12 protein-coding genes and 2 tRNA genes are annotated in these 13635 nt (G+C 38.6%); 9 read left to right on the top strand and 5 right to left on the bottom strand.

Annotated features, from left to right (window positions below):
• Window positions 1–82: 82 nt before the first annotated feature.
• The 5 genes from FERPE_RS08935 to FERPE_RS08915 all read right to left on the bottom strand — a co-directional run bounded on the left by FERPE_RS08935 (window position 83) and on the right by FERPE_RS08915 (window position 6358).
• Entirely contained in the window at window positions 83–1696 is a 1614-nt protein-coding gene (locus FERPE_RS08935) for a sodium:neurotransmitter symporter family protein (protein WP_014452299.1), read from the bottom strand.
• Between the two features lie 383 nt (window positions 1697–2079).
• Window positions 2080–3660 (bottom strand): CotH kinase family protein, encoded by a 1581-nt coding sequence (locus tag FERPE_RS08930; protein ID WP_014452298.1) that lies wholly within the window; start codon window positions 3658–3660, stop codon window positions 2080–2082.
• A gap of 65 nt (window positions 3661–3725) precedes the next feature.
• The gene (locus FERPE_RS08925; RefSeq protein WP_014452297.1) at window positions 3726–4409 is read right to left on the bottom strand and encodes a hypothetical protein; all 684 of its coding nucleotides are present in this window, start codon (window positions 4407–4409) and stop codon (window positions 3726–3728) included.
• Window positions 4410–4468: 59 nt separating this feature from the next.
• Window positions 4469–5584, bottom strand: a complete 1116-nt coding sequence (locus FERPE_RS08920; protein ID WP_014452296.1) for an ABC transporter permease — start codon at window positions 5582–5584, stop codon at window positions 4469–4471.
• 42 nt (window positions 5585–5626) lie between these two features.
• Entirely contained in the window at window positions 5627–6358 is a 732-nt protein-coding gene (locus tag FERPE_RS08915; RefSeq protein WP_014452295.1) for a hypothetical protein, read from the bottom strand.
• 224 nt (window positions 6359–6582) lie between these two features.
• On the opposite strand from FERPE_RS08915, the gene FERPE_RS08910 reads away from it, so the two are divergent.
• The 9 genes from FERPE_RS08910 to FERPE_RS08870 all read left to right on the top strand — a co-directional run bounded on the left by FERPE_RS08910 (window position 6583) and on the right by FERPE_RS08870 (window position 13622).
• Window positions 6583–7800, top strand: a complete 1218-nt coding sequence (locus tag FERPE_RS08910; protein ID WP_014450884.1) for an IS110 family RNA-guided transposase — start codon at window positions 6583–6585, stop codon at window positions 7798–7800.
• A gap of 155 nt (window positions 7801–7955) precedes the next feature.
• Window positions 7956–8045: transfer RNA gene (locus FERPE_RS08905), tRNA-Ser, on the top strand.
• Window positions 8046–8113: 68 nt separating this feature from the next.
• Window positions 8114–8190: transfer RNA gene (locus FERPE_RS08900), tRNA-Arg, on the top strand.
• Between the two features lie 138 nt (window positions 8191–8328).
• Window positions 8329–9576: a competence/damage-inducible protein A gene (locus FERPE_RS08895; RefSeq protein WP_014452294.1), complete on the top strand. Its 1248-nt coding sequence runs from the start codon at window positions 8329–8331 to the stop codon at window positions 9574–9576.
• On the top strand, window positions 9543–10544 hold the full coding sequence (locus FERPE_RS08890; protein ID WP_014452293.1) for a LacI family DNA-binding transcriptional regulator: 1002 nt from the start codon (window positions 9543–9545) through the stop codon (window positions 10542–10544). Before FERPE_RS08895 ends, FERPE_RS08890 begins: the two co-directional genes overlap by 34 nt.
• 58 nt (window positions 10545–10602) lie before the next feature.
• Complete coding sequence (locus FERPE_RS08885) at window positions 10603–11538, top strand: D-alanine--D-alanine ligase (RefSeq protein ID WP_014452292.1); 936 nt, start codon at window positions 10603–10605, stop codon at window positions 11536–11538.
• Between the two features lie 31 nt (window positions 11539–11569).
• Window positions 11570–12517 (top strand): M48 family metallopeptidase, encoded by a 948-nt coding sequence (locus FERPE_RS08880; RefSeq protein ID WP_014452291.1) that lies wholly within the window; start codon window positions 11570–11572, stop codon window positions 12515–12517.
• Between the two features lie 16 nt (window positions 12518–12533).
• Window positions 12534–13094 carry a metal-dependent hydrolase gene (locus FERPE_RS08875; protein WP_014452290.1) on the top strand — a complete coding sequence of 187 codons (561 nt, stop codon included), beginning with the start codon at window positions 12534–12536 and terminating at the stop codon, window positions 13092–13094.
• A gap of 18 nt (window positions 13095–13112) precedes the next feature.
• Window positions 13113–13622 (top strand): hypothetical protein, encoded by a 510-nt coding sequence (locus FERPE_RS08870; RefSeq protein WP_014452289.1) that lies wholly within the window; start codon window positions 13113–13115, stop codon window positions 13620–13622.
• The last annotated feature ends 13 nt before the right edge of the window (window positions 13623–13635 follow it).

Raw genomic sequence — 13635 nt, 5'->3', positions numbered from 1 at the left:
TTTAAAATAGTCCCTATTGAAGCTGCGGAGAGTAGAATTATGAATCCCCAACTGGCAAGCATAAAAACAAGTGCTGGTGTGCTCATTGTTTCCCACCTGCCTCATTTTTCTGCATATTATTCAGAGCCCTATAAATCAAAATGAAGCTAAGTAAGAACACAAGAACCATAACTGACCTTGCGGCAAAGACCCATGGAATTAAGTTTGGATAATTTTTCGCAAAATCTGGCACTACTTTTAGATAACCATTTTTGGCGTAATCAATGGTTGAAAATACGAGCAATACAATTATGAACGCCGGGGTTATCAATTTCATGACTATTGAATAGAACCATTTTGGAACCTTCCAGTAGCTCCCATTATTGATTTCTTCTAAACCTTTTTCCTTGAATAGCCAGACGGCTGATATTATTTCAATCAATCCCAAAACAACTAACAGATAAGAACCTACCCAGTTGTCAAGCTCTGTGAGGTATAATAGTTCGCTTGTTTTCGTAACGATTGGTTCCAACGCGATAGGTAAACCTGCGAGTATATAAAGTGCGAATATCACGCTTGAACCTTTCTTTCGGTCGACTCCAAACTGTTCTTCTAAAAATGCTACCAAGTAATTGAACATCGCTATAGAGCTTGTGATACCTGCAAAGAAAAGTAACAAGAACCACAATGTTCCAATGACATTACCACCAACCATCGTTCTAAATACATTCGGCAAGGCTATGAAAGAAAGTCCTACACCACTCTTTAACCCTTCCGGTCCAAGGAAAGTAAAGGCAATGGGTATTACTATTGTTCCAGCAAGGATTACTTCTGCAAATTCATTTAGTGAAGCAGTAGCAACCGCGGATGTTACTATATCATCGTCTTTTTTCAAATAAGAAGCATAGTTTTGAATTATACCCATCCCAAGTGAAAGGGTGAAGAATATTTGACCTGCCGCTGCAAGTGTTGACGACCAGTTCAGTTCATTCCATCGAGGTGCCCACAAAAAGTCCAGTCCCTTGATGGGTGCCCACTCAGGTTTAACAGGTGAGCCAAGTGTAAGTGCTCTGATAAGAAGAATCAAAGCAAAGACATATATTGTTGGCATTGCAATTTTTGCTAGCCTTTCCACACCTTTCTGAACACCACCTCGCGCTACATACCATAATATCGCCAAGGTAATTATCCAGAAAGTGAAAACCAACGAAGGACTTTGAATATAATGAACAAAGTATGAGACTGTATCAACTGAAGGGTCCATATATCCGCCAGTTGCAGTCAACCATGCATACCCAAGCGTCCATCCTATGATATGGTTGTAATAAGAGTTCAACAATACAACAACAGAGAGTGCAATCGCTCCAGCTAAAGCACCAAGAACTAAAGCAACCTTTTTACTTGCACCTTCTTTTGCCTGCAGGTAAACCATAGGTCCTATAGTTCCATATCCGTACCGTCCACCGTATCGTCCCATAGACCACTCTATTATCAAAAGAGGTATTCCCATGAACAGTAAGGCAGCAAAATAAGGAATCATAAAAGCTCCGCCACCATTTTTGGCGGCCTGATATGGAAACCTCCAAAAGTTTCCCAAACCTATCGCGTTACCTGCCATCGCGAGAATCAGCCCTAACTTGCTGCCCCAGTGTTCCCTTTCGTGGAAAGATAAGTTGCTAGAATCTTTTGTCTTTCCAGCAGACCTTTTGTTGCCCATAGAAATCCACACCTCCCAAAATTTTGAGGATTAAAGAAAAAATAAAAAGAAACTCGAAGGGCAAAAGTTCTATCTTGAATAACAACTCAACATAAATCATAATGTAAGTAATACGAACTTTCAATTAACAACAAAGTTTTACTTCGCTAAAAATTAAAGATTTAGACTTTTTTTCCAGATGATGATTTTTCACCTAGAAATCAGCATGGATAAAAAAAGACCGCCTTTCACAATTTTTTGACAAAAGGCGGTCTTTTTAATCTTTGCTCGTTTTTATTCTTTTTTATAATTTCCCCACGAGCAAAATGTCATACGGAAAATTGTCGTAAAACAAGCAGCTAAACTGTAAAACAGTGTAATTGCATACTTGTTTAGTAACTAAATCATTTTCCAGTTCCAAAAATCGCGTTCAAGTATTCTCTTATATATCTCTTCCGTTCCCTTGCGAACTCTTTCATCCACTCTATTTCACTTTCCCAGTTGTCTATTTCTGGCTTTCCCCAGCGTCTGGAATGTAAGGCTATCTCTGTCTTTATTCGACTTGCATGTTCATCTATGATTTTTACAACCCTATCCTCATTAAATACCACGTTTAGTACATAGTCGAACCTTTCCAGGAATTTCTTCTTAAAGTCTTCATTTTCCAATAGTCTTCTGAAAAGGAGTGTCGATGTGGCACCCACTGTTACAGTAACCCAAACATTTGGGTCACCATACATTGCAACTTTTAGTGTGTTATGTGTTGGCTCCCAAAAGGAAAGGTCCATGTCATACATCATCCATCTCCATTTACCGTCACCAAAATGTTTGTCCTCAGGTTTCAAAACTCGCCACATCCGTTCGTTATTACCGGGCCAGTCCATATTTCCGGCTATGATTTCAGCAATTTTGTACTCTATATAGCTGTCAATATCTATCATACTCGCAACATACGAATAATTTTCTGGTCTTGATAAATCGTTGTCCTTAACAAATTCGGCGAGTTTGACAAAGCTTTCTTGACCGCCTTCTTTTCCATCTTGTATGCTCAAATCTCCATTTATAATCACCGTGTTTTTCTCACTGACTCCGTGTTTTACTTGCAGGTATCTTTGATCGTAATACTCCATCAAATAGATTATCCCCCAGTATTCTCCGTTGATGTAATGAACAACCGGATAATTATCCTGTGTGTCAAAATTTAATCCTTTGAAGATTTCTTGCACTGCTGAATCCCGGATATACGTCGCTTCCCAATCGTTGCCGGAGTTTCTTAGAATAAGCTTTTTGTAACCTATTCTTCCAAAGAATGGATAAGTGAACTCTCCTTCCCTGTTCCTCGCATATAGCCTGAGAGATTTTATCGGGAAATTCCGAGTGTATTCACCATGGATCCTCAAACCTATATCCGTTCGGTAAACAAGTTTTCCATTTTCAAAATATTCCATAATGGCCTTTCTTTCCCAATCGCTTCCCCTTTGGTGGTAGTTACCGCTCCACTCAGGGTTTGCGGAATCAAAGAGTTTGCCAGGGACGTAAATTCCCTTTTCTTCATCAAAAAGGTTTGAGGGATCAGTGATTATTGAAACAACTGGTAAGTCGTGGTGTATTCCTACAAAGTATGTTCTTACGGCACTATCAGTAACCTTTCCGTTCACAACCTCGATAATCTTTAGAACGGTTGCTTTTTTGAATTCTCCTTCGGGTTTTTTCCAATATAAAGGAGATGTTGGAATATAAATAAGCGTGTTATCGTATCGTTCAACTATAGGTATAGCTCTTTCATACTCAACAGTTCTTGTATTACCAATGACTGGGTCAGTACCATCCATAGTATAGTAAATTTGCCCACCGACCGTTGATTTAATTTCTACTTGGAATGGGCTCTCGTAAAATCCCGATTCATGGGATATAATGAGTTGGGAAAAAGCTATAGTCGAAACCAATACGGCAAAAACAATCGCAACAATTACTTGACTTCTCATTTTGCTCCCCCCTTTTACTGAGCGTGTTCAGCCTCCCCCTTTTTACCGTGAATTATCATCCACCATTATCTGTAAGCCCTTATCCAAAACTCATACACTACACTTTGTCCATCCAACCGAATTTTAGGTTTCCCTGCAAGTTCCTCCAAAACATTATCGGGAATTTCGTACTTTGGCTTAATGAATATGGTGTACCCTTCTCCAGAAAGCTTGTAACCCACTTCGTATCTATTTGCCAAATACTCACTCATGTAACCTTTGGAATAAATCGACTGTGAATTGAGAGTTGAGATTCTAAAACCTCCACTTATATATTTCCTAGCAGCTTGTTCAACCTCTTTCAGTTCATTATATATGTCCAAGCCAGTCATGTTGGTAGTTTCCGTTGCGGTAGTCACAAGTGGTATCAACAGTGTGCCCGTTGTATTATTTACCTCGTAAGTCTCGGCAGCGGTCGTTGAGTTTTCTGTGTCGCCAGTGTATCCGGTCTGTCCAGCTGCGTCTTGCAGGCTAAATTGAGAACTTGTGGATTGAGTGTAAGTTTCTGAGGCTGTTGGAGATTGTGAAACTTTTTCTGAACTTTCGGATTGCACGCTTTGTGCAATGGTTGGAGCTAAAGTATCGGAACTTTCACTAACGTGCTGAGAAATCTGCCAATCCCACGGAATTTGCCTCTTAGAATTTACTGAAATGATAACAACTAAAACTACCAACAATAGCACAAAAATCAGTTTTACCATCTCTCCCAAGGTTATCCCTCCGTCTTTTCATTCTTTTATGCTTAGTATTTTTATCTTTTCTCAAATTGTTAACTCTTTTTTGGTGAAAACTCTTTTTTAATGCACACAATTGATAATGCGCCAAAAATAGAGGCGCCTATGATCGAAAGAAAAAGATTTTTAGTAATCAAAACTTTGAAATCGTCCTTTATTGAAAAAAGCTGTGCCATGCGAAGTAAGTAGACTGATTTATATATTGGGACAAAATTCAAAATCTTCTTTCCTAACTCTGGTAAAGATGATACAGGCATTAACGAACCGCTCGAGAAAAGTAACAGAACACCCAAAATTGCGGCGATAAGATTTGATGACATGGTGTTTTGAGAAAATGCTGATATCGCTATTCCTAAAGCCGTATGAAACAGAGCATTTGATAAAATGATGATTAAGATAACTAGAATGCTCATGGAAAAACCATTTATCAAAAAGACAAAATAGGAAACCAAACCCGCGACGAAAGATATAAGAAAAGTAGTCGTGAACTTGGCAATATAGTAATGATAAGGCTTTATCTTTCCGATGGAATAGTACAAAAATAGACCACGTTCTTTGTCATTAGCCACACTACCTGCACCTATCAACATTGCAGCAAACATGGTTATCAAAAGAATCAAACTTGGTGCAAATACTTGACTAAAATTCACTTCCTTGTCCGTAACAAGTTTTGGAGCAGGCACACTCGATGAAGTGTACATCTGTTGGAGCACTTTTGGATTGAAAAATGGACCACCACTTAAGTCTTCGAAGAGCTTTTTAAACACAAGATAAGCTGCTGCCGAAAGTTGTGTATCTACAGGACTTGGAACATACCTAATTTCCGTCTGCCTTGCCAAAAACAACGATGTAGTAAAATCACTTGGGATTATGACAACCGCATTAAGCTCCCCGTTCTTAAGTTTTTCAACATAATCTGGACCGACGTATTGAATTGTCCCTCCATGGAACAGAGACATGACAATTCCCACGGTAAATTTGGAAAGTGGTGACCTGTCTTCACTGTAAACCCCTATTTTCAAACTATCCGCACCAAATGAATTAAAAAATACACTACCGAGTGAGATAAAAAGTATCGGCAAGCCTAATAATACTATGTACGTAATAGGACGTGAGATAACTCTTTTAAATTCCAGTGTAATCAGGCGCATTTACACTCACCCTTGACCATTGTCCAACAAACAAGCAAGAAGTTAGAATTTGTAACGTACTGCTAATCCAAAAGAGATGTTACTAAATGTTCTTTCATATTCTCCTTCGATATATTCAAAGTTCGGTGTAAATGGGCCAAAAAGACTTGCACCTATGTTGTATCCAACATACACTAACATATCCGGAAAGTGTTTATAATCCATTGGTAATTGAACGAAAAGTTCTATTGAACCAATTAAGTTTACAATTGATGCGGTATTGTAGTGTTTTAAATCACTCTTTGTAAAATCATCAAAATCTCGGGAGTTCCCTACGAGCAGACTTACCGTTTCATAATTTATACCTAACTTTCCCGAAAAACCAAAAACGATGCCTTTTTTCATATTACCAATTAACGTTTCTATCAGCTTCGCAGAAATGTCATAACTTGCTCCAAAAACACTGTATCTTATCGGAGATACCGGTAAATGGTTAAAAATAGTACTCTTCAGAGTGAATCCACTAGAAATTATCAATGGTTTCCTGGGATTTGCATTTGATTCAAATGAATAATAGATGACTAAGTTGTCAAAAGATGGCAGTTCATGGGCAGAATTATCTATAAACTTTTGTGCTACTAAGGAAGGCTTTATGTAGGACAAACCATACCAATCAGCAAACGAATTTGTATATGCGTAAACATAGATAAAGAGAGACAAAATTAAAAGAGAAAATAACTTAGTGAAAGAAAGAAAAGAAAATTCTGGCAAAGAAGTGTGCTTTCCAAACTTCATATTTTTCCCTCCTACGTAAAAGTATGGTATAAATATTTTAGTCAAAAAATAGGCAGGGCAGGACGACTTAGTGTCCCTTGGCTTTCAAGCCATTACGGGAGTCTGTCGCCTGCCTTTAACCATGATAAGTTGGTTGGGTTTTTAACCCTCGTCACACTGGAGGTTTGGTTCAGCAGGCCCCTGCCCTCGCCTTTTAACCTATTCAATCGAAAGGAGGTTTTAGTATGTCTCAAAACTTCTCCATCTTTGTCGGTATTGACATCTCCAAGCATAAGTTCAACGCCTGTGCTATCCAAAATCCTAATTCTATCATCTTCGAATCTGCTTTCGATATGTCCAAACAAGGGTTTTCCTCCTTTGTTCAAAAGCTCTCCGTTTTCCCTAAGTCTTCTGTCCTTATCGCTATGGAGTCTACTGGCTGTTACCATCTTAACCTTCTTTCTTTCCTCTCTCTCAATGATTTCTCTTGTGTCGTTCTTAATCCTTTGCTTGTTAACAAATCTCTTCCCGTTGGGCTTAGGAAAACTAAAACTGACAAAATCGATGCTCGCTCTATTGCTCTTACCATCTTCTATACCCATCACATTCTTCCTACTTCTTCTTTCCTCAACTCAGATTTTCGGGATATTGCAAGGAAAAAGGAAAGCATCACTCATCAAATCTCAAGAGTCAAAAACGACATCGAAAAGCTTCTTTCTCTCCTCTTCCCTGAACTTGAAAAAGTGACCAACATCTACAATGATGCTATCTTGGATTTGCTTTCTTCTTTCCCTTCTGCTAAAGCTATCCAAAAAGCCTCCATTGATTCTCTACGTGTTTTCTTTTCAAAAACAATCGGTAGAAAGTTAAAACTTACCCCAGAAACTCTTAAAGAGCTTGCTAACAACTCCATCGCTCAGTATTGGCCAGTGAAAGAGAAGATTCTTATTCAAACTATCAAGGAACTTCGATTTTTACAACAGCAACTTAATGAGTTTGATGAGATGCTCAAAGAATATTGCAAATGTGCTTCGCTTAATCAAGATGTTGAAATACTCACGTCCATTGACGGAATTGGTGAAAATAGCGCACTGTATTTTCTTGCCGAAGTTGGCGATATTTCAAGATTTAGCACTTACAAAAAACTAATTGCCTATTGTGGGCTTGACCCAAGCGTAGATGAATCAGGCAAACACAAAGGAGAAAGCCGTATATCCAAAAGGGGCAATGCACACCTGAGACGAATAATTTGGCTGATGAGTGTGAATGTAGTGAGACACAACGAATATTTTAAAGCATATTTTCAAAGAAAACGAGCGCAAGGGTTAGTATACAAAAAAGCGATGATGAGTGTAGCGCACAAATTGCTAAGGACGATATTTGCTATGATGAAAAAGCGCGAGAAATTCAACATCGATCATACATTTTCGTCTTCTACTCAAAATTTAATTTTACATAGTTGACTCCTGTATTTATCTAAATAATACCTTCATTTTTAATTATACCACAACTTTCTCTTTGTACTTTCCCTCTTGAAATTTTTATAGTATGTGGTACAATCTTAACGCAAAGATACTAACGAAGAGCTCAATTGCAAACCTCTTGTTTACGATTATGCGGAGAGATGGCCGAGTGGTCGAAGGCGCTTGCCTGCTAAGCAAGTGTGGAGGTTTCTCCACCGAGGGTTCGAATCCCTCTCTCTCCGCCAACACCGAAAGCTTGGGTGATGAGTTACAAACGTCTCATCACCCATTTTTGAATGGTTAGAGAAGAGACGTGCCCGTAGCTCAACTGGATAGAGCGTCAGACTGCGGATCTGGAGGTTGTGGGTTCAAGTCCCGCCGGGCACGCCAAATAACATAATTTAAGCAAAAATTTAATAAGTAAAAAAGCTACACCTTCGGTGTAGCTTTTCTTTTTTTATGGTATAATTCTTAATGGCTCTTTCTGTTTAATTTTAAATCACTCACCAATCGAAGCGGGGGATGTATTTGAGGAACGCAATAATATTCTCAATAGGCAACGAACTCGTCGAGGGACTTATCGTAGATACGAATTCAAAGTACTTAAGCGAAAAACTAAAAGCCTTGGGATATTACGTCGTCCGCATAGAAACTCTACCTGACAAACTCGATATACTTGTTGAAAGATTCAGAGCAGGTCTGCTTGAAGCAGATTTGCTTATTACCACTGGCGGACTAGGACCTACTGAAGATGATTTAACAAGAGAAGCAATGGCTCGGGCTCTTGGGCGCAAGCTTGTTACAGACGAAAAAATTGCGCAAGAATTGGTGGAGAGGGCTTTGAAATATTACGGCAAAGCTCCAGAAAGTGTGAAAAAACAAGCCATGGTTATTGAAGGGGCGAGTGTGTTAAACAACCCCGTTGGAACTGCTCCAGGTCAAATGTTACAAGTAAACGGAAAAATCGTTCTCCTTTTACCAGGTCCACCCGCCGAAATGATACCTATCTTTGAAAGCATTGCTCAAACAATAAAAAGTGACGATGCGCTTTACACAAGAAGAATAAAGACATTAGGAATTCCTGAAGCTGTATTAATGGACGAATACAAAGACATCATCTATTCAAACCCAAATATCACGGTTGCAACGATGGCATCGTATGAAAGAGGCGTCGAGGTCAGACTCACTGGAAGTATAACCGTGAAAGAAGAGATAGACAGAGTTGCTTCTGAACTTCTAAATGCCTTAGGCGAACATGTATATGCTACCGATGATGATAGTATTGAAGATGTGGTTTACAAACTCCTAAACGAGAATAATCTGACGATTTCTTTTGCTGAATCTTGCACCGGCGGTATGATTTCTTCTAAATTCGTTGATATCCCCGGAGTTTCAAAAGTTTACAAAGGTTCTGTTGTGGCTTACTCGAATGAAATTAAGAGCTCCGTATTAAAGGTCCCAGAATCTATAATCAACACATATGGAGCTGTGAGTGAAGAATGCGTAGAATCGATGGCTGAGAATGTCAGAATCCTGCTTAACAGTGATTTTTCCGTCGCTGTTTCCGGCATAGCTGGTCCAACCGGTGGAACCGAAAAAAAGCCTGTTGGAACTGTTTGCTTTGCTTTTTCATCCAATTCATTTACCCACACTATCACACATCATTTGAGAGGGAACAGGGAAATGATACGAAAGAGAAGCACGCTTCTTGCATTTGATATCGCGAGGAGAGGGATATTGAAATGGCTAAGACAAAGAGAAGTTTCCAAAGAGTAACTATAAAAGATGTTGCAGAGTATGCAAAAGTTGGGGTTGGTACTGTCTCAAGAGTCCTTAACAATAGCCCCCATGTTGATCAACACACAAGGCAAAGAGTGTTGGAAGCGATAAAAGTCCTTGGGTATTTTCCAAACCCACACGCAAGGAGATTGTCAACAGGCTCAAGCCAGCTAATAACTGTGATAACCCCAGAAATGAAGGGTGATTTTTATCAAATATTGATGTCAGCTATTGACGAAGTCTTATTCAAATACGGCTATTCTTCACTGCTGTATCCCCTTTACAACGAGAAAAAGTACGAGGCGTTAAAGAGGTCTTCCGACATACTTCTTTCCACAGATGGGCTTATAGTCGATGCTGTAAATGTTGACAAGGTGTTAAGTAATATCATAAAACCCCAAACCCCTGTGGTATGCATTGAACAAGAGTCAGATGATTACGACTCAATAATGGTCGACAATTACTACGGTGGGATTATTGCCGGGGATTACTTTGCAGATTTTGATATGGATATATTCGTAGTAACGCACAGAAAGAGCCACGAACTCGAAAGCACTGTTTTTGATGAGCGTCTCGAAGGATTCCAGGAATCGCTCGAAAAAAAAGGTAGGAGTATCGATAAAGTTTACTACGTGCCCTTGGACTGGGAAAGCACGTTTGAAGTTGCGCGACGCATATTCTACAGGTTTAAGCGATGCGCCATATTCACAACAACCGATTACTTGGCAGTTCCAATAATAGAAGTTGCAAGGACTATGGGGCTGAAAGTTGGAGAAGATGTTCGAGTATGTGGTTTTGATGACCTTCCAATCGCCCAAGTTCTGGAAATTACAACTGTGAGACAACCTATTGCAGAAATGGGGCGACTGGCAGCAGAAACGTTGATAAAACGAATTTCCGGAAAACTCAAAGAAAAGCCGAAAAAATACATATTGAAACCCGAACTGGTAATCAGGAGTACGTAGTCGGTGATAGTCTTAAATGGCTCGTAGATACACTAAAATACTTGGAGGTTGATGATAATTGAAAATAGCTGTGCTGCTCGGCGGAATATCAAGAGAAAGGGAAATCTCAATAAGAAGTGGCAAAAGAATAGCTCAAGCACTCAAAAACTTTGGACACACAGTAGATGAAATAGACTTCACTTTATCGTTTATGGATAAATTAAAGCAACTTAGAAATTACGATGTCATTTTCAATATATTGCATGGTACTTTCGGAGAGGATGGGCATTTGCAAGCAATCCTCGATTCAGTCGGAGTACCTTACACAGGTTCAGGTATGGAGACAAGTGTTATCGCATTCGATAAATACATCTGCAATCTCTACGTTCACGATATTGTCTCTGTTCCAAGATTTATCTTATTGCCAAAACAGGAGTTCATTCAAAACGGTATCCAAAGGGTGAAAGAAGTAGTAGGAATGCCTTGTGTAATAAAGCCGAGAAAAGAAGGTTCAAGCATAGGAACGCATATTTGCTTTTCCGAAAAAGAGCTCATAGAAGCTTTAACTTTGGAATTCAATAATTATAATGAGATGATTGTTCAAGAATACATAAAGGGTACGGAAATAACGGTATCGATAATCGATATCGAAGGGAAACCCACGGTTCTACCCATTCTAGAACTTCGTCCAAAAAAGCTTTTCTACGATTATGAAGCCAAGTACACAGATGGCATGACGGAATTTATAATTCCAGCTCAAATCGGAGAGGAAGTGACAAAAAAGGTTGAAGATATCGCACTGAGGATATACAACAAACTCGGCTGTAAACACTTCGCGCGAGTTGATGGAATTGTGAGTAATGGAACTTTCTACTTTCTTGAAGTGAACACTCTACCTGGAATGACCGAACTGAGTGATTTACCTATGTCTGCCAAAGCCTACGGTCTCAGTTTTGAAGAATTAGTGAATACAATAGCTATCGAAGCTTACAGAAATCCACCTTTTGAACAATAGTTGATCAAAAAATAGTAGAAAGGATGAAAAAATGACCAAGTTATCCAACATAAAGAAAACAAAACTGGACCGAAAACTATCAAATACAATCTCCATGTATATCGTTATAGTGATATTTCTTACACTGAGCATTTTACTTGGTCTCATATTAGATACCCTTTTAAAAACTGTAGTTGTGTTTACAATCGTCTTTGGGTTATTTTCCTTGTTGCAAGTCCTTTTTGGTTTATCTGTTGTTGAAAAGATAATTATCAGGCTCATGAGCCTCAAAAGTTACGACAAAACAATAGATGCAGAAATAAAAGTAGCTAAGGATTTACTCAACGAATTAAAATCTTGTTTGAACATACAATCTGACATAGAACTGATGCCTATAAATTCCCCATCTATTAACACACTCTCCGTTGGACGTGGAGAGCATACACATACAATTTGCATTACAAGTGGCGCGTTGAAAAAACTGCAAACCGAAGAGCTGAAAGCTTTATTGCTTCATGAACTCTATCATATAATTCACAAAGACACAGATTACTTGACCACGGTAAGTGGAACGTTTGGAAGCCCAATGTTGATTTACAAGCTCTCTCACGAAAAGATAACAAAACTCCGAAAGGTTTGGAATGAAGGTAAAATAAACAAGCGAAAGATTGCAAACGGTATAGTCCTTCACTCTACAATAATGCTTGTTTCAACTCTATTTATTCCCTTGAGTTTTCTTTCAAATGTCTTTGTAAGTGTGAGGAAAGAATTCGATGCTGACCTTTTCGCAGCAAAAATTCTTGGAAAAGAGGTTATGATTAAATTACTTTCAAAGGCGGTGGAAAATTGCTATAAATTCGATACGGAATTTTCATTCATAAGATACCACTTCTTCGTTGACCCAAATTGTACAGATGCGCAAGGTAAAATAAACTTCATATCAGGAACGTATCCTTCTATTGAAGAACGAATAAAACATTTAGAAAACAAACTAATTTAAAGAGAGGGTTCAAATTATGCCAAACCTTACAGCTCATCTGAGAATAGGTATGATTTCATATCCTGCTTTTCTACTGATATATGGTCTGGTCTCAAAATTTCTCAACAAAAGCTTTTCCCCAACACCTATAGAAATTGCTATCAGCTATGCTGTATTTATTCTTGGAAGTGACTTGCCAGATTTGGACAGTTCTAATGCCCCTCTGAGAAACTTTACAAAAGCTATTTCACTTGCATTTAGCATATACGTTTTCACAACCTTTATATACCAAAAGTTGCTCACCATCCAACAGTTGAGTGTAATTACAAAAGAAGGCATATTAGCTCTCTCGGTCGCTATATCAATGGTGATAGGTATCAGCCTCATCAATCTATTTCTCTCGCTCCCGATATTTTCCCATAGAGGATTTGCACATTCAATAACATTCGCCGCAATTTACGGTCTTTTGGTTTACTTATTTACATCTCCAAAGAGCAGTTCGGCTGTATTTTTTGGAATCAGTGCATTTTCTGGTGTTATGGTCCACATGATAGCTGATTATATCAAAAATCCTATCAAAATATTCAAATTGTATTAAACCAAAGGAGGAGAAAGAATGAAGTTCTTAGATGGTGTAAACGTTACATACGTACACAAAGACGAGAAAAACAATCTCATTAAAATAGTGAATCAAATCTCAAAATTACAGACAAAAATCGAACTGAAACCTGTCAACAGTAAGTATTACGGTAATTTCCGTATCGAGTTCTACGCTCCCATTGAAGCAACTCCCTCAATAAAGTTAACAGGATTCCTTGCCTCAGATAACCCTATCGAATGGCTTATGGAAAAAGACGACCAATCTGCAATTGTAATTGATAAAGTCTTCCATGTAGTGGATACGGAAATAATCGAAATTGACGAAACGAAACCAATTGTTGCTGTCGTTATGGACCAATACAAAATATACGCTATTGTGAACAGCAAACTCACAAAAGATTACACACTTAACCAACTCGTCGAAGCGGCATTGAAAAGGTTATTCGAAGTTTACTTTGATAGTGAATTTATTTCCGAAGATTATGAACTCGAAATCCATCCTGAATTAACAGATTACTTCATGTAGTCGCATTTTAAAA

This window comes from Fervidobacterium pennivorans DSM 9078, assembly GCF_000235405.2.
In the GTDB taxonomy this organism is placed as follows: Bacteria; Thermotogota; Thermotogae; order Thermotogales; family Fervidobacteriaceae; genus Fervidobacterium; species Fervidobacterium pennivorans.
Note: the sequence above shows the minus strand (reverse complement) of the source record. Positions and strands in the feature narration are given on the sequence as shown.

What these genes read in the sequence shown, in the direction of transcription:
- FERPE_RS08870 (WP_014452289.1), top strand. Translation starts at nt 13,113, where the DNA reads ATGAAGTTCTTAGATGGTGTAAACGTTACATACGTACACAAAGACGAG.
- FERPE_RS08920 (WP_014452296.1), bottom strand. Translation starts at nt 5,584, where the DNA reads ATGCGCCTGATTACACTGGAATTTAAAAGAGTTATCTCACGTCCTATT.
- FERPE_RS08875 (WP_014452290.1), top strand. Translation starts at nt 12,534, where the DNA reads ATGCCAAACCTTACAGCTCATCTGAGAATAGGTATGATTTCATATCCT.
- FERPE_RS08935 (WP_014452299.1), bottom strand. Translation starts at nt 1,696, where the DNA reads ATGGGCAACAAAAGGTCTGCTGGAAAGACAAAAGATTCTAGCAACTTA.
- FERPE_RS08880 (WP_014452291.1), top strand. Translation starts at nt 11,570, where the DNA reads ATGACCAAGTTATCCAACATAAAGAAAACAAAACTGGACCGAAAACTA.
- FERPE_RS08915 (WP_014452295.1), bottom strand. Translation starts at nt 6,358, where the DNA reads ATGAAGTTTGGAAAGCACACTTCTTTGCCAGAATTTTCTTTTCTTTCT.
- FERPE_RS08930 (WP_014452298.1), bottom strand. Translation starts at nt 3,660, where the DNA reads ATGAGAAGTCAAGTAATTGTTGCGATTGTTTTTGCCGTATTGGTTTCG.
- FERPE_RS08890 (WP_014452293.1), top strand. Translation starts at nt 9,543, where the DNA reads ATGGCTAAGACAAAGAGAAGTTTCCAAAGAGTAACTATAAAAGATGTT.
- FERPE_RS08910 (WP_014450884.1), top strand. Translation starts at nt 6,583, where the DNA reads ATGTCTCAAAACTTCTCCATCTTTGTCGGTATTGACATCTCCAAGCAT.